At 72.5% G+C, this 21,011-nt stretch carries 21 protein-coding genes; 18 read left to right on the top strand and 3 right to left on the bottom strand.

Annotated features, from left to right (window positions below):
* The 11 genes from nadB (at position 1) to LO931_RS00765 (ending at position 11,774) form a co-directional block, all read left to right on the top strand.
* Positions 1-1,527, top strand: a complete 1,527-nt coding sequence (nadB, locus tag LO931_RS00815) for an L-aspartate oxidase (RefSeq protein ID WP_229051301.1) — start codon at positions 1-3, stop codon at positions 1,525-1,527.
* Positions 1,520-2,365: a carboxylating nicotinate-nucleotide diphosphorylase gene (nadC, locus tag LO931_RS00810; RefSeq protein ID WP_229051300.1), complete on the top strand. Its 846-nt coding sequence runs from the start codon at positions 1,520-1,522 to the stop codon at positions 2,363-2,365. Before nadB ends, nadC begins: the two co-directional genes overlap by 8 nt.
* Positions 2,358-3,485 carry a cysteine desulfurase family protein gene (locus LO931_RS00805; protein ID WP_229051299.1) on the top strand — a complete coding sequence of 376 codons (1,128 nt, stop codon included), beginning with the start codon at positions 2,358-2,360 and terminating at the stop codon, positions 3,483-3,485. Before nadC ends, LO931_RS00805 begins: the two co-directional genes overlap by 8 nt.
* A gap of 36 nt (positions 3,486-3,521) precedes the next feature.
* A complete protein-coding gene (locus LO931_RS00800) occupies positions 3,522-4,745 on the top strand; it encodes a cysteine desulfurase family protein (RefSeq protein ID WP_229051298.1) in 1,224 nt (407 codons plus the stop codon).
* Positions 4,746-4,756: 11 nt separating this feature from the next.
* Positions 4,757-5,857 carry a tRNA 2-thiouridine(34) synthase MnmA gene (gene mnmA / locus LO931_RS00795; protein ID WP_229053044.1) on the top strand — a complete coding sequence of 367 codons (1,101 nt, stop codon included), beginning with the start codon at positions 4,757-4,759 and terminating at the stop codon, positions 5,855-5,857.
* Positions 5,854-6,930, top strand: a complete 1,077-nt coding sequence (locus LO931_RS00790; protein WP_229051297.1) for an FAD-dependent oxidoreductase — start codon at positions 5,854-5,856, stop codon at positions 6,928-6,930. The genes mnmA and LO931_RS00790 overlap by 4 nt, the downstream gene beginning before the upstream one ends.
* Before the next feature lie 175 nt (positions 6,931-7,105).
* The gene (locus LO931_RS00785) at positions 7,106-8,071 is read left to right on the top strand and encodes a methionine synthase (protein WP_229051296.1); all 966 of its coding nucleotides are present in this window, start codon (positions 7,106-7,108) and stop codon (positions 8,069-8,071) included.
* A gap of 9 nt (positions 8,072-8,080) precedes the next feature.
* Positions 8,081-10,504: an NAD-dependent DNA ligase LigA gene (ligA, locus tag LO931_RS00780; protein WP_229051295.1), complete on the top strand. Its 2,424-nt coding sequence runs from the start codon at positions 8,081-8,083 to the stop codon at positions 10,502-10,504.
* Positions 10,504-10,746 carry a DUF1272 domain-containing protein gene (locus LO931_RS00775; RefSeq protein WP_229051294.1) on the top strand — a complete coding sequence of 81 codons (243 nt, stop codon included), beginning with the start codon at positions 10,504-10,506 and terminating at the stop codon, positions 10,744-10,746. Before ligA ends, LO931_RS00775 begins: the two co-directional genes overlap by 1 nt.
* Positions 10,746-11,291: a DinB family protein gene (locus LO931_RS00770; protein ID WP_229051293.1), complete on the top strand. Its 546-nt coding sequence runs from the start codon at positions 10,746-10,748 to the stop codon at positions 11,289-11,291. The genes LO931_RS00775 and LO931_RS00770 overlap by 1 nt, the downstream gene beginning before the upstream one ends.
* Before the next feature lie 42 nt (positions 11,292-11,333).
* A complete protein-coding gene (locus tag LO931_RS00765; protein ID WP_229051292.1) occupies positions 11,334-11,774 on the top strand; it encodes a hypothetical protein in 441 nt (146 codons plus the stop codon).
* 92 nt (positions 11,775-11,866) lie between these two features.
* Here the strand turns inward: LO931_RS00765 and ppk2 are convergent, their stop codons facing one another.
* Positions 11,867-12,763 (bottom strand): polyphosphate kinase 2, encoded by an 897-nt coding sequence (gene ppk2 / locus LO931_RS00760; protein WP_229051291.1) that lies wholly within the window; start codon positions 12,761-12,763, stop codon positions 11,867-11,869.
* Between the two features lie 103 nt (positions 12,764-12,866).
* Between ppk2 and gatC the strand changes: the two genes are divergently transcribed.
* The 3 genes from gatC to gatB are packed head-to-tail and all read left to right on the top strand — an operon-like array spanning position 12,867 to position 16,161.
* Positions 12,867-13,178, top strand: a complete 312-nt coding sequence (gene gatC, locus LO931_RS00755) for an Asp-tRNA(Asn)/Glu-tRNA(Gln) amidotransferase subunit GatC (RefSeq protein WP_229051290.1) — start codon at positions 12,867-12,869, stop codon at positions 13,176-13,178.
* The gene (gene gatA / locus LO931_RS00750) at positions 13,175-14,659 is read left to right on the top strand and encodes an Asp-tRNA(Asn)/Glu-tRNA(Gln) amidotransferase subunit GatA (protein ID WP_229051289.1); all 1,485 of its coding nucleotides are present in this window, start codon (positions 13,175-13,177) and stop codon (positions 14,657-14,659) included. Before gatC ends, gatA begins: the two co-directional genes overlap by 4 nt.
* On the top strand, positions 14,656-16,161 hold the full coding sequence (gene gatB, locus LO931_RS00745) for an Asp-tRNA(Asn)/Glu-tRNA(Gln) amidotransferase subunit GatB (protein WP_229051288.1): 1,506 nt from the start codon (positions 14,656-14,658) through the stop codon (positions 16,159-16,161). Before gatA ends, gatB begins: the two co-directional genes overlap by 4 nt.
* Here gatB and LO931_RS00740 read toward each other — a convergent pair.
* Positions 16,154-17,032: an alpha/beta fold hydrolase gene (locus LO931_RS00740; RefSeq protein WP_229051287.1), complete on the bottom strand. Its 879-nt coding sequence runs from the start codon at positions 17,030-17,032 to the stop codon at positions 16,154-16,156. The two genes, gatB and LO931_RS00740, sit on opposite strands and share 8 nt — an antisense overlap.
* A 66-nt stretch (positions 17,033-17,098) precedes the next feature.
* Here LO931_RS00740 and LO931_RS00735 point away from each other — a divergent pair, with 66 nt between their 5' ends.
* Together LO931_RS00735 and LO931_RS00730 are read left to right on the top strand one after the other, a co-directional pair.
* The gene (locus LO931_RS00735) at positions 17,099-18,100 is read left to right on the top strand and encodes a patatin-like phospholipase family protein (protein ID WP_229051286.1); all 1,002 of its coding nucleotides are present in this window, start codon (positions 17,099-17,101) and stop codon (positions 18,098-18,100) included.
* A 103-nt stretch (positions 18,101-18,203) separates the two neighbouring features.
* Positions 18,204-18,680: a hemerythrin domain-containing protein gene (locus LO931_RS00730; RefSeq protein WP_229051285.1), complete on the top strand. Its 477-nt coding sequence runs from the start codon at positions 18,204-18,206 to the stop codon at positions 18,678-18,680.
* Between the two features lie 4 nt (positions 18,681-18,684).
* Here LO931_RS00730 and LO931_RS00725 read toward each other — a convergent pair whose 3' ends face one another.
* Complete coding sequence (locus LO931_RS00725; protein WP_229051284.1) at positions 18,685-19,533, bottom strand: RimK family alpha-L-glutamate ligase; 849 nt, start codon at positions 19,531-19,533, stop codon at positions 18,685-18,687.
* A gap of 103 nt (positions 19,534-19,636) precedes the next feature.
* Between LO931_RS00725 and LO931_RS00720 the strand changes: the two genes are divergently transcribed.
* Both LO931_RS00720 and LO931_RS00715 read left to right on the top strand, forming a co-directional pair.
* Complete coding sequence (locus LO931_RS00720) at positions 19,637-20,311, top strand: SatD family protein (RefSeq protein WP_229051283.1); 675 nt, start codon at positions 19,637-19,639, stop codon at positions 20,309-20,311.
* Complete coding sequence (locus tag LO931_RS00715) at positions 20,308-20,970, top strand: hypothetical protein (protein ID WP_229051282.1); 663 nt, start codon at positions 20,308-20,310, stop codon at positions 20,968-20,970. Before LO931_RS00720 ends, LO931_RS00715 begins: the two co-directional genes overlap by 4 nt.
* Positions 20,971-21,011 lie beyond the last annotated feature (41 nt).

The following is a 21,011-nucleotide window of genomic DNA, read 5'->3' as shown; positions in this document are numbered from 1 at the left end:
ATGACCCACATCGTCGTGATCGGGAGCGGTGTCGCGGGGCTGACCGCGGCGCTCGACGCCGACGGCCGTCCCGGCGTCAGCGTCACGCTGCTGACGAAGGCGACCCTCGAGTCGTCCAACACGTGGTTCGCCCAGGGCGGCGTGGCGGTCGTGACCTCGAGCGACGACACCGTCGCCGAGCACGTCGCCGACACGCTGGCCGCCGGTGCCGGCCTCTCCGACGACGAGGCCGTCGAGGTGCTGTGCGCCGAGGGCCCCGACGCCGTGCAGCACCTCATCGACCGCGGCGTGCTGTTCGACGTCCACGACGGCCAGCTGGCGCGCGGGCTCGAGGCGGCCCACTCGCACGAGCGCATCCTGCACGCCGGGGGAGACGCGACGGGTGCGGCCATCGCCGCAGCCCTCATCGCGCGGCTGAGCCAGTCGTCCGTCACGGTGCGCGAGAACACGACGGCGGTCGACCTCGTGGTCGAGCACGGCCGGGTCGTCGGCGTGCTGCTCCTCGACGGCGAGCGCCTCGAGGCCGACGCGGTCGTGCTCGCCACCGGGGGAGCGGGCCAGCTGTACCCCTACACGACCAACCCGTCCGTCGCGACGGCCGACGGGCTCGCGATGGCCCTGCGCGCCGGCGCCGTGGCGGCCGACCTGGAGTTCTACCAGTTCCACCCGACCTCGCTCGCGGCTCCGGGCAACCACCTCGTCTCCGAGGCCGTGCGCGGTGAGGGCGCCGTGCTGGTCGACCGCGACGGTCGCCGGTTCATGCTCGACGTGCACCCCGACGCCGAGCTCGCCCCGCGGGACGTCGTCGCCCGAGGCATCGCCGCCCAGATGGCGCTGCAGGGCGGCGACCCGGTGCGGCTCGACGCAACCGCGCTGGGGGCCGAGTTCCTCGCCCGTCGCTTCCCGACGATCGACGCGGCCGTGCGGGCGCGAGGGTTCGACTGGGGACGCGACCCGATCCCGGTCACGCCCGCGGCGCACTACTTCATGGGCGGCATCCGCACCGACCTCTGGGCGCGCACCTCGCTGCCCGGGCTGTTCGCGGTCGGCGAGGTCGCCTGCACCGGCCTGCACGGGGCCAACCGGCTCGCGTCCAACTCGCTGCTCGAGGGCGCCGTCTACGGCCGCCGGGTCGTCGACGCCGTCCTCGGCGAGCACGCGCAGGAGGGCCTGCTGGACGACCACGAGTGGGCCGAGCCCCTCACGATCGAGCTGCCCGTCGGGGGAGTCCCGTCGAGCAGGGCGGACCTGCAGCAGCTCATGTGGGACGCTGCCGGCCTGACCCGTGACGCCGCGACGCTCACCGACGCCGCCGCCACCCTGGCCGGGTGGGCGCTGCCGGCGGCCACCGACGCGAAGTCGGCCGAGGACGCGAACCTGCGGGTCGTGGCGCAGGCCGTCGTGGCCAGCGCGCTGGCCCGCCGCGAGTCGAGGGGCGGCCACTACCGCAGCGACTTCCCGGAGCCGGGCGCCGGTCCGGGCGTGCACAGCGCGGTCGTGACGACCCGGGGGGCGGCCGATGCTTGAGGTCGCGCAGCTGCGGCCGGTCGTGGTGATGGCCCTGGCCGAGGACGCGCCGTCCGGCGACGTCACGTCCCAGGTCTTCGTGCCCGCTGACGCCGTCGCCACCGCCGACGTCGTGGCTCGCGAGGCGGGCGTCATGGCGGGCGTGCTGTTGCTCGAGGTCGTGTTCGGCGAGGTCGACCAGACGGTCGAGGTCGTGCTCCACATCGACGACGGTCAGGAGTTCGCCGCGGGCGACGTCCTGGCGACCGTGAGCGGCCCTGCACGCGCGATCCTGCGGGGCGAGCGCATCGCGCTGAACCTGCTCCAGCGGATGTGCGGCATCGCGACGCTCACGGCCGAGCACGTGCGTGCGGTCGCCCACACGGGTGCGCGCGTGGTCGACACGCGCAAGACCACGCCGGGCCTGCGGGTGCTGGAGCGGCACGCGGTGCGCTGCGGTGGTGGCTTCAACCACCGGTTCTCGCTGTCGGACGCGGTCATGGCCAAGGACAACCACCTCGCGCTCACCGACGACCTGACGGCAGCCATCCGCGCCGCTCGGGCCCAGATCCCGCACACGATGCACCTCGAGGTCGAGGTCGACCGCATCGCGCAGATCGAGCCGGTCCTGGCCGGCGGCGTCGACACGATCATGCTCGACAACTTCTCGCTCGCCGAGCTGCGCGAGGGTGTCGACCTGGTGGCCGGTCGTGCCGTCGTCGAGGCGAGCGGCGGCGTGCGGCTCGACACGATCGGCGCGATCGCGGAGACGGGGGTCGACGTCATCAGCGTCGGCGCCCTCACGCACGGCGTGCGCGCGCTCGACCTCGGACTCGACATGAGGGTGGAGCGTGGCTGAGCAGGGCTCGGGGCTCCTCTACCTCGACGAGGCGGCGACCACTCCGGTCCGCCGTGACGTGCTCGAGGCGATGTGGCCCTACCTGACTGGCACGTTCGGCAACCCGTCGAGCCACCACGAGGTGGGCGACCTGGCGCGGCGCGCGTTGGAGGACGCCCGGCGCGACGTCGCCGCCTTCCTCGGCGCACGCGCCTCCGAGATCACCTTCACCTCGGGCGGCACCGAGGCCGACAACGCCGCGGTCAAGGGCATCGCGCAGGCGTCGACGCGAGGCCGGCACGTCGTCGTCAGCGCCATCGAGCACCCCGCAGTGCTGGAGTCGGCCGCGTGGCTCTCTCGACAGGGTTTCGAGGTCACCGAGCTGGGGGTCGACGCGTTCGGCCGGGTCTCGCCGGAGGCGCTGGCCGGCGTGCTGCGCGACGACACCGCCCTCGTCAGCATCCAGCACGCCAACAACGAGGTCGGCACGGTGCAGGACGTCGCCGCCCTGGCCGCGGTGGCTGCCGAGCGCGGAGTCCCGTTCCACACCGACGCGGTGCAGTCAGCCGGTTGGCTCGACCTCGACGTCGCCCGGCTCGGCGTGCAGGCACTCAGCCTCTCCGGGCACAAGCTCGGCGCACCGAAGGGCGTCGGCGTGCTGTGGGTCGCCCGGCGCACCCCGTTCGAGGCGCTCGTGCACGGGGGCGGCCAGGAGGACGGCCGGCGCTCCGGCACCGAGAACGTCGCCTCGGCCGTCGGCATCGCCGCCGCGGTCCGAGCGCCGCGTCCCGATCCGAGTGGTGTCGCCGCGCTGCGTGACGCCTTGGTCGCCCGCGTGCTCGCCGGAGTGCCCGGCGCGCTGCTGACGGGTGACCCCGTGCACCGGCTCCCGGGCAACGCCTCGTTCGTGTTCCCCGGCCGCTCGGGGGAGTCGATCCTGCTCGACCTCGAGCGCCGCGGCGTCGTGGTCTCGAGCGGCTCGGCCTGCCACGCGGGCAGCGACGAGCCCAGTCATGTGCTCACGGCGATGGGCTGCGAGCGTGAGGTGGCGCAGACGGCCGTGCGCTTCACCTTCGGCTCGTCCGTGACCGCCGAGCTGCTCGACACCGCGGCCGACACGGTGGTCGAGGTCTGTGGCTGAGGTGGGCGTGAACCACGGGTCTACCCTGGAACGATCATGAGTGACCCCAATCCGGTGCCGCCCAGTCCGGCGGTGAACCGTCCGGCCTACCTCGACCACGCGGCGACCACGCCGATGGTGCCGGAGGCCGTGGCGGTGCTGACCGAGATGCTCGGTCGCACCGGCAACCCGTCGTCGCTCCACGCCTCGGGTCGTGCCGCGCGACGTGTCGTCGAGGAGTCGCGCGAGCTCATCGCCGAGCGGCTCGGCGCCAGGCCCAGCGAGGTCGTGTTCACCTCCGGCGGCACCGAGGCGAACAACCTCGCCATCAAGGGCCTGTACTGGTCGCGTCTCGCGCAGGACCAGGCACGCCGCCGACTCCTGTTCAGCGCGATCGAGCACCACGCCCTGCTCGACCCCGTGCTGTGGCTCGGGAAGGAGCAGGGGGCTGACGTCGTCACGACCTCGGTCGACCGCGACGGCATCGTGCGGCTCGACGACCTGCGCACCACCATCGAGTCGGACCCAGGCTCGATCGCGGCGATCACGACGATGTGGGCCAACAACGAGATGGGCTCGGTGCAGCCGATCGCCGAGATCGTGGCCCTGGCGGAGCCGCACGGCATCCCGGTGCACAGCGACGCGGTGCAGGCCGCCGGTCACCTGCCGATCGACTTCGCGGCGAGCGGTCTCGAGGCCATGACCGTCACGGCGCACAAGCTCGGCGGCCCCATCGGCGTGGGTGCGTTGCTCGCCGTGCGCGAGCTCGACCTCATGCCGCTGCTGCACGGCGGCGGCCAGGAGCGCGACGTGCGGTCCGGGACTCTCGGCGCGCCGCTGATCGCCTCGTTCGCGGCGGCGGTGGACGTCGCGGTGCGCCACCGCGAGGTCGAGGCGGCCCGGGTCGAGGGTCTGCGGGAGCGCCTCGTCCACGGCATCGCCGCCCTCGTGCCCGACGCGATCATCAACGGCCCGGACGACCGGGCCCTGCGCCTGCCTCACGTCGCCCACGTGACGTTCCCCGGCTGCGACGCCGACGCGATGCTGATGCTGCTCGACGCCCGCGGCGTCGAGGTCTCGACGGGATCCGCCTGCACGGCTGGCGTGCCGCAGCCCAGCCACGTGCTGCTCGCGATGGGCTACGACGAGGAGTCGGCCAGCAGCTCGCTCCGGTTGAGCCTGGGTCACACCAGCACCGACGACGACGTCGATCGCGCGCTGGCCGCTTTGCCCGAGGTCCACGCCCGGGCCAGCGCTGCACGGGCGGTGCGTCAGCGATGAGCACCGGAGGGCTGCGGCTCATCGCGGCGATGTCCGGCGGTGTCGACTCCGCCGTGGCGGCCGCGCGCGCCGTCGAGGCCGGTCACGAGGTCACGGGCGTGCACCTGGCGCTGAGCCGCAACCCGAAGTCGTACCGCTCGGGAGCGCGCGGCTGCTGCTCGATCGAGGACTCCAACGACGCGCGCCGGGCCGCCGACACGATCGGCATCCCGTTCTACGTGTGGGACATGAGCGACGAGTTCGCCGACACGGTCGTCGACGACTTCATCGCCGAGTACGAGGCGGGGCGCACGCCGAACCCCTGCCTGCGCTGCAACGAGAAGATCAAGTTCGCCGCGGTGCTCGACCGCGCGCTGGTGCTGGGCTTCGACGGCGTCGTCACGGGTCACTACGCCCAGGTGCACGAGAACGACGAGGGCCTCGTCGAGATGCACCGCGCCGTCGACATGGCGAAGGACCAGAGCTACGTCCTCGGCGTGCTGACCCAGGAGCAGCTGCGTCGCTCGCACTTCCCGCTCGGTGGCTCGACGAAGCCCGACGTCCGCCGTGAGGCCGACGAGCGAGGGCTCCAGGTCGCCACCAAGCCCGACAGCCACGACATCTGCTTCGTTGCCGACGGCGACAACGCGGGCTGGCTCGCCGACAAGCTCGGGCCGCGTCCGGGCACTGTGGTCGACGAGTCAGGCACGGTCCTGCGCGAGCACGACGGCGCCTACGCGTACACGATCGGCCAGCGTCGGGGACTCCGCCTCGGGGTGCCGGCCGACGACGGCAAGCCCCGGTTCGTGCTCGACATCGAGCCGGTCTCCGGCACGGTCACGGTCGGGCCGCGCGAGCACCTCCTGGTCGACGCGCTCGACGGCATCAAGCCGCTGTGGTGCACCGACGTCCCCGCCGGTGTGCTCGACTGCTCGGTGCAGCTGCGTGCCCACGGCGCGGAGCACCGCGCGCGGCTGCACGTGGTCGAGGGCGAACAGACCGTGCACGTCGAGCTGCTCGATCCGGCCGAGGGCATCGCGCCCGGTCAGGCGTGCGTGGTCTACGACGGCACGCGCGTCGTCGGCTCGGCGACGATCTCGGCGACCCATCGGCGTGCCGTGAGCCCTGCGTGAGCGAGCAGGTCCTCGACTCGCTCGTGATCGGAGCCGGGCAGGCGGGTCTCTCGTCCTCGTTCCACCTGCGCCGCCTCGGCATCGACCACGTGGTGCTGGACGCCAACCCCGAGCCCGGCGGCGCGTGGGAGCACCGGTGGGACGCCCTCGTGATGCGTGACGTGCACGGCGTCGCCGACCTGCCGGACGCGCCCCTGCCCGAGGCCGTCGGTGACGAGCGCGCGAACACCTTCGTTCCCGCGTACTTCGCGGCCTACGAGACCGAGCACGACCTCCCGGTCGAGCGGCCCGTCGTCGTGCGGCACGTGCGCCAGGACCCCGACGACCCGGCGCTGCTCCGCGTCGAGGCCGTCTCGGCGGACGGTGACCGCGTGTGGCGCACCCGCACGCTGGTGAACGCGTCGGGCACGTGGCGCCGGCCGTTCGTGCCGCGCTATCCCGGGCAGGAGGTGTTCGCGGGGGAGCAGCTGCACACCGTGGACTACCCCGGACCCGAGCACTTCCGGGGCAAGCGCGTGCTGGTCGTCGGCGGGGGTGCGTCGGCCGTGCAGTTCCTCGGTGCGCTGCGCCCGATCACCGACACGCTCTGGGTCACGCGACGCGAGCCGATCTGGCGCGAGGAGCCGTTCGACCCGGAGGCGGGGCGCGAGGCCGTCGCGATGGTGATCGAACGGGTGCAGCAGGGCCTGCCGCCGCGCAGCGTCGTGAGCGTGACGGGCCTGATGCTGCGACCGCAGGAGGCCGAGGCGGAGCGGCTCGGGGCCTACGAGCGGCTGCCGATGTTCGAGCGCGTCGAGCCCGACGGCGTGCGCTGGGCCGACGGGTCGTTCGAGGCGGTCGACGTCATCCTGTGGGCCACCGGCTTCCGGCCGGACGTCGAGCACCTCGCGCCGCTGCGACTGCGGTCGCCGCGCGGTGGCATCCAGCTCGGGTCGACGCCGGGCACCGCGACGGAGTCGGTCGTCGACCCGCGCGTGCAGCTCGTCGGGTACGGCCCGTCCGCGTCCACGATCGGCGCCAACCGCGCCGGCCGCACCGCTGCGGTCGCCGTGCGCCGCCACCTCCGCCCCTGACCCGCGGGCGGTGACTTACGGACGTGTCCCGGGGGTGGGCGGTGAGTGAGGGACGTGTGGTGCCCCCGCACTGGTCCCGGACTCACCGCTCCCTCCTCGGACTGGTCTCTATCTCACCGCCCGCTCGGGGGGCGGTGGTGCAGGGTGGGGCCGGGGGAGCCCTAGGGTGGCGGGCATGCGCGCCACGGGAGTCGGGTCGGTTCCGGGCGAGGACGTCGCCGAGTGGGGGCGGGTGTCGCTGGGTCAGCTGGACCTGCCGTTCGTGCCCGAGCTCCCGGAGCGCGGCGTGCACGCCCAGATGACGGGCCGCTCGCTCGCGCTCCTCGACGGCCTCGACGCCGACCTCCAGCCCGCCGGCTGGCGCGTCGGCGTCGGATCCGGGGTCGACCACCGCCGCGCGCGCTCGCTCCTCGCGCAGGACCTCGACACCCTCGAGGAGATCGGCTCCGACCACGAAGGACCCCTCAAGCAACAGGTGGCCGGACCCTGGACCCTGGCTGCCACGGTCGAGCTGGCTCGCGGCGAGAAGTTCCTCGCCGACCACGGCGCCCGGCGCGACCTCGCCGAGTCGCTCGCGATCGGTGTGACCGCGCACGTGCGGGACCTGCGGCGCCGCTTCCCGCGGGCCGAGCTGGTCGTGCAGGTCGACGAGCCCGCCCTGCCGGCCGTGCTCGACGCCGGCATCCCGACGGCCAGCGGCTTCGGTCGGCACCGCACGGTGCACCCGCCGGAGGCCGACGCCCACCTGCGTCTCGTGAGCGACGCGATCCGGTCCGCGGGGGCGACCCCGGTCGTGCACGTGTGCGCGTCCGACGTGCCGGTCGCGCTGCTGCGCGGTGCGGGCTTCGCGGGCATCGGGTTCGACCTCGCGCTCGCCCGTCCGCACGACGCCTGGGCCGAGGCTTTCGAGGCGGGTGTCGAGCTGTGGGTTGGCGCGGTGCCTTCCACCGACCCCTCGCCGGTGCCGACGTCCTCGGTCCTGATCGGCCGGGTCGACTCCTTCCTCTCGCGCCTCGGCTTCGACGAGGAACGGGCCGATCCCCGCGTCGTCGTCAGCCCCTCGTGCGGTCTGGCCGGAGCGACGCCGCAGTGGGCCCGGCAGGCCCTCGCACTCGCGGCGAACGTCGGTGCCCGGCACTAGTCTCGGACCATGAGTCCCCGCAAGAAGGCCGCCCAGACTCCGGCCACGCAGACTCCGGCCACGCAGGCTCCGGCTCCGGAGGAGGCGCTCGAGACCAGCCTCGGCGACGCGCGGGTCGAGGTCCAGGCGCTGGTCGAGCGCATCGAGAAGGCGCGCGACGACTACTACGGTCGCAACGCCTCGCTGGTCGACGACGCCACGTACGACGCCGACATGCAGCGGCTCGAGGCGCTCGAGCGGTTGTTCCCCGCGCTGCAGGGCCAGGACTCGCCCACCCAGCGGGTCGGGGCCGCGGCCAGCTCCGACCTGGCTCCCGTCGAGCACGCCGAGCGCATGCTCAGCCTCGACAACGTGTTCTCGCCCGACGAGCTGCGCGCCTGGTGTGCCAAGACGGAGGCCGCCACGGCGCGCAAGGTCGCCTGGCTCACCGAGGCGAAGATCGACGGGCTCGCCATCTCGCTGCGCTATGAGCACGGGGTGCTCGTCACGGCCGCCACCCGCGGCGACGGCCGCATCGGCGAGGACGTCACCACCAACGCCGTCAAGCTGGCCGACCTGCCCGACCGGCTCACCGGCGAGGGCCATCCGGCTCTGGTCGAGGTCCGCGGCGAGGTGTTCATCGCGGTCGAGGCCTTCCACCGGCTCAACGCGCTGCAGGCCGACCTGCGTGAGCGGGTCGTGGCCGAGTCCTTGGAGCGCGGCGTCGATCGTGAGCGCGCCGAGATCAGCGCGGGCCGGCGGTTCCCGGCCTTCGCCAACCCGCGCAACGCCGCGAGTGGCGGCCTGCGACAGATGCTGTCGAAGAAGTCGGGCCTCGAGCTCGAGGCCGGTCTGGCCCGCATCGAGGCGCTGTCGCTCTACGTGCACGGCATCGGCGCCTGGCCCGACCCGCCGGTCGAGGCCCAGAGCGAGGTCTACGACCTCCTCGCCTCCTGGGGCCTGCCCGCCAGCCCGAACAGTCGGGTGTACGCCGACGTCGAGGACGTCGTGGGTCGCATCACCGAGCTGGGCGAGGGTCGTCACTCGATCGTGCACGAGATCGACGGCGTGGTCGTGAAGGTCGACCAGCTCGCGATGCACGACGAGCTGGGCGAGACCAGCCGGGCGCCCCGGTGGGCCATCGCCTACAAGTACCCGCCCGAGGAGGTCCAGACCACGCTCCTCGACATCATCGTCTCGGTCGGACGCACGGGCCGCGCCACGCCGTACGCGCAGATGGAGCCCGTGCTCGTCGCCGGCAGCGTCGTGCGGCAGGCCACGCTGCACAACAAGGACGTCGTCCGCGAGAAGGGCGTGCTGATCGGCGACACCGTCGTGGTCCGCAAGGCGGGCGACGTGATCCCCGAGGTCCTCGGCCCGGTCGCCGAGCTGCGCGACGGCTCCGAGCGCGAGTTCGAGATGCCCACCGGTTGTCCCGAGTGCGGCACCGAGCTGCGGCCCATGAAGGAGGGCGACATCGACCTGCGCTGCCCCAACGCGCAGTCGTGCCCGGCCCAGGTTCGGGGCCGCGTCGAGCACATCGGCTCGCGTGGGGCGCTCGACATCGACGCCCTGGGCGAGGTCACGGCGGCAGCGCTCACCCAGCCCTCGCGACCCGAGGTGCCGCCGTTGGTCACCGAGGCCGGGCTGTTCGCCCTGGGCCGACGCGACCTGTTCGGCATCGACGTCGCGGTCCGAGACCCCGAGACCGGACTCGCTCGACTGAACGAGGACGGCACGACCGACACGCGCGCGCCGTTCCGACGCCTGCGCAAGAAGGACGACCCGCCGTTCGACGCCGAGGGCGAGTTCGACGGCGACGAGACCCACATCCTCTCGGTGCAGGCGCTCAAGCTGCTCGACGAGCTCGAGAAGGCCAAGACCAAGGACCTCTGGCGCTTCCTCGTGGCCCTGAACATCCGTCACGTCGGGCCGGTCGCCGCCCGCGCACTCGCCCAGCACTTCGGGTCGCTGGAGGCCATCGAGGACGCCTCGGTCGAGGAGCTCTCGGCGGTCGACGGCGTCGGCGGCATCATCGCCGAGTCGTTCCGCAGCTGGCTCGAGGTCGACTGGCACGCCGAGATCCTCACGAGCTGGCGCGACGCGGGCGTGGCGTTCGAGATCCCCGGCCACCCGGGGCCGGGCCAGGCCGAGACGGGCGGCGTGCTCGACGGCCTCACGGTCGTCGTCACGGGCTCGCTCGAGAACTTCACGCGCGACTCCGTCAAGGAGGCCATCATCCAGGCCGGCGGCAAGGCGGCCGGATCCGTCAGCAAGAAGACCGACTACGTCGTCGTGGGCGAGAACGCCGGCTCCAAGGCCGACAAGGCCGAGGAGCTCGGGGTGCCGATCCTTGACGAGGCGGGCTTCGAGAAGCTCCTCGCCGAGGGCCCGCCGCCGGCCGAGACGGCGGCCACCGACGACGCCGAGCCCGCCGAGGAGGGCGAGTCCTGATGCTGGAGATCCGACCGAGCTGCGAGTGCTGCGACCGCGACCTCGCCCCTGAGTCCACCGACGTCCTGATCTGCTCGTTCGAGTGCACGTGGTGCCGTGACTGCGCCGAGAACGTGCTGCACGGCGTGTGCCCCAACTGCGGCGGCGAGCTCGTGCGGCGCCCCGTGCCGTCGGCGTCGCGCCTGGCCGCCGGGCGCGTGTCGACCGTGCGGGTGCTCTCTGACAGCTGCGGCGCACCCTGATGGCCGACATGTGGGTCACCGCCGGCCCCGACCCGCGCGACGGCGAGCAGCCGGTGGGCGAGAAGGCCACGTACGTCGACTACCTGCGCATCTACCGTCACACGCTTGCGCTGAAGTGTGAGGAGCTCACGCCCGAGCAGCTCGCCACTCGCAGCGTCCCGCCCAGCACGATGAGCCTGCTGGGGCTCGTACGTCATCTCGCCGGGGTCGAGCAGTTCTGGTTCGCGCAGACGGCGCTGGGCCTCGACGAGCCGCGCCCCTTCCGCACGCCCGAGCACCGCGACCTCGACTTCGACGGCGCCGAGGGCACCGACGCGTGCGTCACCGAGGCGTTCGAGCGCTGGCGAGCCGAGGTCGCACGGGCCGAGGCGTGGGTCGAGGGCGTGCCGGAGTCCGATCTCGGCCACGAGCTCGTGATCCCCGGACGCGACGGCGAGGTGGTCACGATCCGCGACCTGCTGGTCCACATGATCGAGGAGTACGCGCGTCACTGCGGCCACGCCGACCTCCTGCGCGAGGCGGTCGACGGCCGCACCGGCCAGTAGCGCGCTCTGGCCAGAGCGCGGTCCTCGGGGCACGATGGATCCATGGCCGAGTCCGCCTCGCCCCAGACCGCCTCGCCGCTGCGAGGCAGCCGCACGATCCTCGTGGTCGTGGCGGCAGCCGTGGTCGTGTCGGTCGTTCACTACGTCGACAACTACGCGAACTACGCCGACTACCCCGTGCCGGGGCCCGACGCGACGATCCCGGCGCCGAGCGCCACCGTCGTCGGCCTGGCGTGGTTCGTGTTCACGGCCTTCGGGGCCTGGGGAGTCTGGAACCTGCTGCGCGGACGCGTCGTCCCCGCCGTCATCGGGCTGGCGCTGTACTCCGTCAGCGGTCTGATCGGCATCGGTCACTACACCGTGCCGGGCGCTCTCGACATGCCGCTGTGGCGCCAGGCCCACGTCGTGGCCGACATCGCCCTCGGCGTCACGATCTTGGTGCTTGCCGCCCGCCTGTTCGCCCGCAACCGCGCCCGAGCCTGACGTCAGCCCGCCCAGATTTGCGCTGAGATGTGCGGTGCAGGGTGGGCCATTCTGCACAACTCGGCGCACATCTGGGTGCGGTCGAGGCGAGGTCAGTCGACGTCGGCGTCCTCCGGGTCGAACAGGTCGGCCGCAGCGCCCACGATGAGGGGGTCGGGCGTGCGGACGACGTCGTGGTCCTTGCCCGGGTAGTCGAAGCGGTGCAGGACGTGCCGCATGGCCTCGAGGCGGGCGCGCTTCTTGTCGTTGCTCTTGACCACGGTCCACGGCGAGTGCTTCGTGTCGGTCTTGCGGAACATCGCCTCCTTAGCCTGGGTGTAGGCGTCCCACTTGTCGAGCGAGGCGAGGTCCATGGGGGAGAGCTTCCACTGCCGCACGGGGTCGACCTGCCGGATCGTGAAGCGGGTCAGCTGCTCGGCCCGCGACACGGAGAACCAGAACTTCACGACGTGGACGCCGTCGTTGACCAGCATCTTCTCGAAGGCCGGCGCCTGCCGCAGGAACTCGGTGTACTGGTCGGGCGTGCAGAAGCCCATGACCCGCTCGACGCCGGCGCGGTTGTACCAGGAGCGGTCGAAGAACACGAGCTCCCCGGCGCTCGGCAGGTGCTCCACGTAGCGCTGCAGGTACCACTGGCTCTGTTCGCGGTCGGTCGGCTTCACGAGGGCGATGACGCGCGCGCCACGCGGGTTGAGGTGCTCCGTGAAGCGCTTGATCGTGCCGCCCTTGCCGGCGGCGTCGCGCCCCTCGAACACGAGCACGATGCGCTGGCCGGTGTCCTTGACCCAGCTCTGCAGCTTGATGAGCTCGATCTGCAGCAGGCGCTTCTCGAGGTCGTACGTCGTGCGGTCGAGCCGCTCGTCGTACGGGTAGCCCTCGCGCCAGGTGTCGACCGGCCGGCCGGCGGCGTCGAGCAGGACGGGGTCGTCGTCGTCGGAGTCGTCGACGGTGAATCCGTCGAGGCGGTCGATCAACAGGGTCTCGGGCACGGAGGGACGCTACGGGCGTCGGGTGAACGGATGGTGACGCGTCAGGGTCCGTCGCGGGGGTCACTAGGATGGCGCGGTACTGACCCCTCGACCCAGGAGACGCATGTCGTCGCCCCTCTCGCGTGAGGACGTCGCCCACCTGGCGAGCCTCGCCCGCATCAGCCTCAGCGAGGACGAGCTCGACCGCCTCGGCGCCGAGCTGCCCGCCATCCTCGACCACGTCGCCGCCGTGCAGGGCGTCGTGGAGTCGGCCGGCGCCGACGTCGCGCCCATGAGCCACCCGGTGCCGATCACCAACGTGTTCCGCGCGGACGAGCCCAGCCCCGGCCTCAGCCGGGACGAGGCGCTCTCGGGTGCCCCGGCGTCCGAGGAGGACCGCTTCCTGGTCCCGAAGATCCTGGGGGAGGAGGCATGAGCGACCTGACGCGTCTCCACGCCTCCGATCTCGCGGCGCAGCTGGCCGACGGCAGCGTGACCTCGGTCGAGGCCACGCAGGCCCAGATCGACCGCATCGCCGCGGTCGACGGCGACCTCAACGCCTTCCTGCACGTCGATGCCGAGGGCGCCCTCGCCACCGCCGCGGACGTCGACGCGCGACGCGCGGCGGGGGAGTCGCTCCCGACCCTCGCGGGTGTGCCGATCGCCGTGAAGGACCTCATCAACACGGTCGGCCAGCCCACCACCGCCGGCTCGAAGATCCTCGAGGGCTGGGTGCCGCCGTACGACGCGACGGTCGTGACCCGCCTGCGCGCCGCCGGCCTGCCGATCCTCGGCAAGACGAACCTCGACGAGTTCGCGATGGGCTCCTCGAACGAGCACTCCGCCTACGGTCCTGCCCGCAACCCGTGGGACACGGGGCGCATCCCCGGCGGCTCCAGCGGCGGTTCGGCCGCGGCCGTGGCCGCCTTCGAGGCCCCGCTGGCGCTCGGCACCGACACCGGCGGCTCGATCCGCCAGCCCGGCGCGATGACCGGCATCGTGGGCGTGAAGCCCACCTACGGCGGGGTCTCCCGCTACGGCGTCATCGCCATGGCCAGCAGCCTCGACCAGGTCGGTCCGATGGCGCGCTCGGTGCTCGACGCTGCCCTGCTGCACGAGGTCATCGCCGGGCACGACCCGCGCGACTCCACCAGCATCGACGCTCCCGTGCCGTCGGTCGTCGAGGCCGCCCGTCGCGGCGACGTCGCCGGCCTGCGCATCGGCGTCGTCCGGGAGTTCGCAGGGGAGGGCTTCCAGCCCGGCGTGCAGCGCCGGTTCGACGAGGCCGTCGCGAAGCTGGCCGACGCCGGCGCCGAGATCGTCGAGGTCTCCTGCCCGAGCTTCACGCACGGCATCGCGGCGTATTACCTGGTGATGCCGAGCGAGGTCTCCAGCAACCTGGCCCGCTTCGACGCGATGCGGTACGGGCTGCGTGTCTCGCCGGACGGCAACCCGTCGCCCTCGGCCGAACAGGTCATGGCCGCCACGCGTGACGCCGGCTTCGGTGACGAGGTCAAGCGCCGCATCATCCTGGGCACCTACGCCCTCTCGAGCGGCTACTACGACGCGTACTACGGCTCGGCGCAGAAGGTGCGCACGCTGATCGCGCAGGACTTCACCGCCGCGTTCGAGCAGGTCGACGTGTTGTTCTCGCCCACCGCCCCCACCACGGCGTGGCGACTCGGCGAGAAGTCCGACGACCCCCTCGCGATGTACCTCGAGGACGTCTGCACGATCCCGGCCAACCTGGCCGGCGTGCCCGGCATCAACGTGCCGATCGGTCTGGCCGACGACTCGGGCCTGCCGGTCGGAGGCCAGTTCCTCGCCCCGGCGCAGGCCGACGAGCGCCTCTACAACGCGGGAGCGGCGCTCGAGCGCCTCGTGCCCGCCCCCGTCCTCGAGGAGGTCGTGCGATGAGCACCCCGACGAAGACCCCGCTGGTGCCGTTCGACGACGCCCTGACCCGTTACGAGCCGGTCATGGGCCTGGAGGTCCACGTCGAGCTGGGCACGCGCACCAAGATGTTCTGCGGCTGCGCCACGGAGTTCGGCGCCGAGCCCAACACCCAGGTGTGCCCGGTGTGCCTCGGTCTGCCCGGCGCGCTGCCGGTCGTCAACGCCAAGGCCGTCGAGTCGGCCATTCGCATCGGCCTCGCGCTGAACTGCGAGATCGCCGAGTGGTGCCGCTTCGCGCGCAAGAACTACTTCTACCCGGACCAGCCGAAGAACTTCCAGACGTCGCAGTACGACGAGCCCATCGCATTCGACGGCTACACCGACGTGGAGGTCGACGGCGAGGTCTACCGCATCGAGATCGAGCGCGCGCACATGGAGGAGGACACCGGCAAGAGCCTGCACGTGGGCGGCGCGACGGGTCGCATCCACGGCGCCGACCACTCGCTGCTCGACTACAACCGCGCGGGCATCCCGCTGATCGAGATCGTCACCCGCACGATCGAGGTGCCTGGCGACAAGGCTCCCGCCGTGGCTCGCGCCTACGTCAACCAGCTGCGCGACCTGATGCTGGCCCTCGGCGTCTCGGACGCCCGGATGGACCAGGGCTCGTTGCGGGCCGACGTCAACCTGTCGCTCAAGCCGACCGGTTCCAGCACGCTGGGCACCCGCAGCGAGACCAAGAACGTCAACTCCTTCCGCTCGGTCGAGCGGGCCGTGCGCTACGAGGTCGGCCGCCACGCCGGCATCCTCGACGCGGGCCAGAAGGTCGTCCAGGAGACCCGCCACTTCCACGAGTCCGACGGCTCGACGTCCTCCGGTCGCGAGAAGTCCGACGCCGAGGACTACCGCTACTTCCCGGAGCCCGACCTCGCCCCGGTCGCACCCTCGCGCGCCTGGGTCGACGAGCTGCGGGGCACGCTGCCCGAGCCGCCGTCCGAGCGTCGCAAGCGGCTCCAGGCCGAGTGGGAGTTCTCGGACCTCGACATGCGCGACACGATCGGCGCGGGCGCGCTCGAGCTCATCGTGGCCACGGTCGAGGCCGGTGCCGCCCCCCAGGCCGCCCGCAAGTGGTGGCTCGGCGAGCTGGCGCGCCGCTCCAACGACACGGGCGTCGACCTGGCCGCGCTTCCCATCACCCCGGCCCAGGTGGCCGGCATCCAGGCCCTGATCGACGCCGGGAAGATCAACGACAAGCTCGCGCGCGACGTGTTCGACGGCGTCCTCGCCGGCGAGGGCACGCCCGAGGAGGTCGTGGCCTCGCGCGGGCTCGAGGTCGTCTCCGACGACGGTGCGCTCGGGGAGGCCGTCGATCGCGCGATCGAGGCCAACCCGGACGTGGCCGACAAGATCCGCGACGGCAAGCTTCAGGCCGCCGGCGCGCTGATCGGCGCCGTCATGAAGGAGATGCGCGGTCAGGCCGACGCGGGTCGAGTTCGCGAGCTGATCCTCGAGAAGCTCAGCTGACGCGCTCGAGGAGCCGGTGGAGCTCCTCGAGCACGAGCTCGGGATGCTCGACCGGCAGGAAGTGGGTCCCCTCGACCACGCGGTAACGGGCCCTCGGGATGCGGGCGGCAGCCGAGCGCATGGCCTCGGGGCCCGCCAGCAGGTCCTTCGTCCCGGCGACCAGCGACACGGGCACCGAGATCTGCGACAACGAGACGCGGTCGTGGCGGGCTGCCTCGAGGGCCAGCTGGGCGTACCAGGCGGGGTGCGAGGTGAAGAACTCCTGCACCACGGACCGCAGGAGCGCGTCGTCGGCGTCCGCGTCGAAGACCCGCGCCATCTTGAGCAGGTTGATCGAGAACCGTGTCCACGGGATGCGGCTCGTCACGGGCGCGAGGCCGTGACCGGTGACGGTCGAGATCCGGGCGAGCGTGGTCATCAGGGTCTGGGCCACCAGAGGCGGCACCTTCCACGGTTCGAGCATGGTCGAGAACGTGGCGCCGGGGACCCCCGAGACGGCGAGGATGCCCTTCACCCGCTCCGGGTACCGGACGGCGAACTCGAAGGCGACGTTGACGCCGATGGACCACCCCACGAGGACGGCGGTCTCCATGCCGGCGTCGTCCAGGACGGCGACCATGTCCTCGAGGTGAGCGTCCATGTCGACGCGGCCCGACTCGGGGCGCTCGGACCCGCCGATGCCACGGTGGTTCCAGCCGACGACCTGCATGCCGTTGTCGGGCTGCAGGAGGGTGGGCCACGCGTAGGGGTTGGTGCCGAGGCCGTTCGAGATCAGCACGGCCGGGCCTGACCCGCCGTTGCTCCAGGCGCGCAACCTCGTGCCGTCCGGGCTGCTGACGTCGTGGAAGCGGACGAGGGCTGGCTGGATCACGCGTGCATCCTGTCACGGGCGAGCAGACGCCGCAGGCGCGTCGGACCCGCGCACTAGGCTCGACGCATGGCCGTGGAGGACCAGCCCGCGCACACCCCGACCCGCTCTGCCGACCTCGTCCTGGAGGGCGGTGGCGTCAAGGGCATCGCGCTCGTGGGTGCCGCGGTCGCGCTCGACTCGGCCGGGTGGCGGTTCGAGCGCATCGCGGGCTCGTCGGCGGGCGCCATCGTCGGCTCGGTCATCGCCGCGATGCAGCGAGCCGGGGAGCCGATGACTCGGGCCGACGAGATCATGCGCACGCTCGACTACGGCCGCATGGAGGACCGGCGGCCCGGCCTGCGGTGGCTGGAGTGGGCGCCACGGGTCGCCGACGCCTGGGGCATCCTGTTCCGCCTCGGCATGTACCAGGGGGCCTACCTGACCGAGTGGCTGCGCGGCGTGCTCGGCGACCTGGGCGTGCGCACCTTCGCGGACCTCGCCCGCGATCCGGCCGCGGCGGACGTGCGCGACCGGTACCACCTCGTCGTCTCGACGAGCGACCTCTCGCGGCAGCGTGTGCTGCGCATTCCCTGGGACCTCCCCGAGTACGGCGTCGATCCCGACGGTTTCGAGGTCGCCACGGCGGTCCGGGCCTCGGCGGGCATCCCGTTCCTCTTCGAGCCGGTGCGACTGCGTGGTGTCCACGGCGAGTCGACCCTGGCCGACGGGTCGCTCCTCGAGACCTTTCCGGTCGCCGCGTTCGACCGGGTGGACGACCAGCCGCCACGGTGGCCCTCGATCGGGGTGCGGCTCAGCTCGCGCGCCAGCGAGCGGGCGCCGGCCGTGCCCGTCACGGGTCCGATCTCGATGCTGCGCAGCCTGGTCTACACGACGGTGGACTCCACGCAGATCCGCCACGTCGACGACCCGCGCGACGCCGAGCGCACGATCTTCGCCAAGCCCCGTGGGGTGGGGTGGACCGACTTCGACCTCACCCCCGAGCAGCAGCAGTCGTTGTACGACGGCGGCCGTGCTGCGGCGCTGCGGTGGATCGCGAGGCATCCGGACGGGCCTCGTCCGACGGGCTAGGCTGGCACCAGCATCGCGTGCGGGTGACGGACTGCGTCACGCATGGAGGTGCCGGACACGAGAGGGGTCGCCATGACGACGCCCCTGTCGTCGCTCCTCACTCGTGGGTGAGGGCGATGCGACCAGGCTGATCGCCTGGCACCACGAGATGACCCGGGTGCACGCCCGGTTGCGGGCCGCGCTGGACGTCGTGCGCGACGCCGTCGAGGTCGGTCGCGACGTGCCCGAGCCGGAGCGAGACCTGCTGCTGTACTGCCAGGGCTTCTGCACTGCGCTGGACGGGCACCACGCGGGGGAGGACCGCACCCTGTTCCCCGAGCTGAGACGGCTGCGCCCCGAGCTGTCGCACGTCCTGGACCGCCTCGAGCAGGACCACTCGATGATCGAGCACCTGATCGGTGGCCTGCGTCGCGCGATCGATCTCGGCGGCACGCCGGTCGAGCTGGAACGGCACCTCGACGGCATCGGCGCGATCATGGAGTCGCACTTCCGCTACGAGGAGCGTGAGCTGCTCGAGGTGCTGGCGGGGCTCCGGCTCCAGGTCGCGGTGCGTCGCGCGTTCGGCCCCCTCGCCGGGTAGCGGGTCAGAGGGTCGCGAGCACGGCCTCGATCACCCGAGCGGCACCGACGGACGTGTGCTGGAGGAAGAACGACGGCTCGGTGAGCTCGAGCTCCATGAGCCGCAGCGTCCCGTCGGCGTCGGTCACGACGTCGACCCGCGCGTAGAGCAGGTCGGTTCCGAGGATCTCCTGGGCGGTCGCGACCGTGCGCTCGGCGAACGCGACCTGCTCGGCCGAGGGGTCGCGTGGTCGGATGTCCTCCTTGAGCTCGGGGAGCTCACGCGGGTCGTCGTCGGTCGTGAGCAGCGCCCCCTTGCGGAAGGCGTGCGAGAAGCTGCCGCCGAACAGCAGGAGACCGGTCTCGCCCTCGCTGTCGACCGCGGCGACGTAGGGCTGGGTCATCGTCGGACGGCCCGCGTCGAGCAGTCGACGACCGTGCTGCAGGACCCGCTCCGGGTCGGTCCAGCGTGCCGTGTCGGCGGAGCCGGCCGAGATCGTGGGCTTGACGACCCACTCGTCGGCGGGAGGCAGCTCGTCCTCGCTCGTGACCGACCACGCCGTCGGGACGATCGGCACGCCGGCCGCCTCGAGCTCGCGCAGGTAGCTCTTGTCGGTGTTCCACCTCAGCACGGCCGCGGGGTTGGCCAGGCGCGGCACGGTGTCGGTCCAGGCGAGGAACTCCTCGCGGCGCGGCACGTAGTCCCAGCACGACCGGACGACGACCAGGTCGTAGGCGTCCCAGTCAACGTCCGGGTCGTCCCAGACGACGACGTCACTGGTCAGGTGCGCCTCGGCGGCGGCCGCGGTGAGCAGAGGGAGATCGGCGTCGGAGGCGGCGAATCCGCTTCCGGTCGCCCAGGCGAGGTGCGTCATGGACCCACCGTACGAGGCGGCAGGGACGGACACGAGGCCACGTCGGCATGAAGCAATGTGCTTCACACGGAGCGAATGAAGCGATATGCTTCATCTCATGGTGATGAAGCGCTCCACTTCCGACGCGGCTCCTGTGGTGCGGTACGCCCTGATCGGAGACCTGGTGGCGTCACGGTCCGCCGAGTCGCGGGCCGGCGCCCAGCGTGACCTCCTCGCCGCACTTGATCGGGTCAACCGCCTGGTCCCGCACGACCAGGCCCTCGAGCCCACGATCGGCGACGAGTTCCAGTCGGTCCACGGGAGCCTCGACGAGGCTCTCCGTGCCGCCGCGCTCGTGCGGTGCGCCCTGCCGGAGACGATGGATGCCCGCTGCGGCATCGGCGTCGGGGTGATCGAGATCGTCGGTGCCTCCGCGTACGGTCTCACGCAGGACGGGCCCGCCTGGTGGTCGGCCCGCACCGCGGTCGACGAGGTCAAGGACCGTCAGCGCAGGCTGCCCGCCCTGCGCACCTGGGTCGTCGACAGCGGGGGAGAGGAAGGGGTGGTCGATCTCGTGAACGCTTACCTGCTGTGCCGTGACGAGGTGCTCAGCGCCCTCGATGCACGCCAGCGACGCATCGTCCTCGGTCTCGTCGAGGGTCGCACCCATGCCGAGATCGCGCGGAGCGAGGACGTCTCGCCGTCCGCCGTGTCCCAGCGGGTGCGCCGCGGTGGCATCGCCTCGCTGGTCGAGTCGCTGCGGCTCGTCCCGACGACGCTCGCAGGAGCCACGGCGTGACCGCGCTCGCCGTGCTGCTGGCGTCGGTCGGCGTGGCTGACCTGCTGCCTCGCTGGCGCCACCTCGGGGGCCTCGGTGTGGCGATCACCGGGTCGCTCGTCCTCGGTCTCGGATGGCACGCCCTCTGGGTCGTCCCGGTCGTCACCCTGGTGCTGGTCGTCTGGCTCGACGCCGCCAGCCATGCCTCCACCGCCGGCACGGTCCTGCTCGCGGTCACGGGCGTCGCCCTCGTCGCCGCCTCGCCGATCCTCGAGGTCACCGACGCGCCCATCGGTGGGTGGTACCGCGACCTCGCCGTGCCCGGACTGGCCGGCGTCCCGCTCGACCGAGCGGCACTCGGACTCGGGGTGCTGCTCTTCCTCACGACCGCGGCCAACGTCGTCGTGCGGCAGGCCCTGGAGGCCACCGGCCCGCAGGTGCTCGCGACCGAGAAGACCCTGCGGGGCGGCCGCCTCCTCGGGCCGCTGGAGCGCTGGCTCGTCTTCGGCTTCGCCGTCAGCGGCAACCTCGGGGCCATCGCCGTGGTGGTCGCGGCCAAGGGCATCCTGCGGTTCCCGGAGATCTCGCAGGACAGCAAGGACGGCATGCGAGCGGAGTACGTGCTCGTCGGGAGCTTCGTCAGCTGGTCCCTGGCCCTGGTCCTCGTGCCCCTGTTCTGAGGTCTGAGGGGCACCTGTGCTGCAGGCGTCACCGGCCGCAG

The sequence above is a fragment of the Aeromicrobium sp. Leaf350 genome, from assembly GCF_916858655.1.
GTDB lineage: Bacteria > Actinomycetota > Actinomycetes > Propionibacteriales > Nocardioidaceae > Aeromicrobium.
This window is presented reverse-complemented; position numbering and strand designations above follow the sequence as displayed.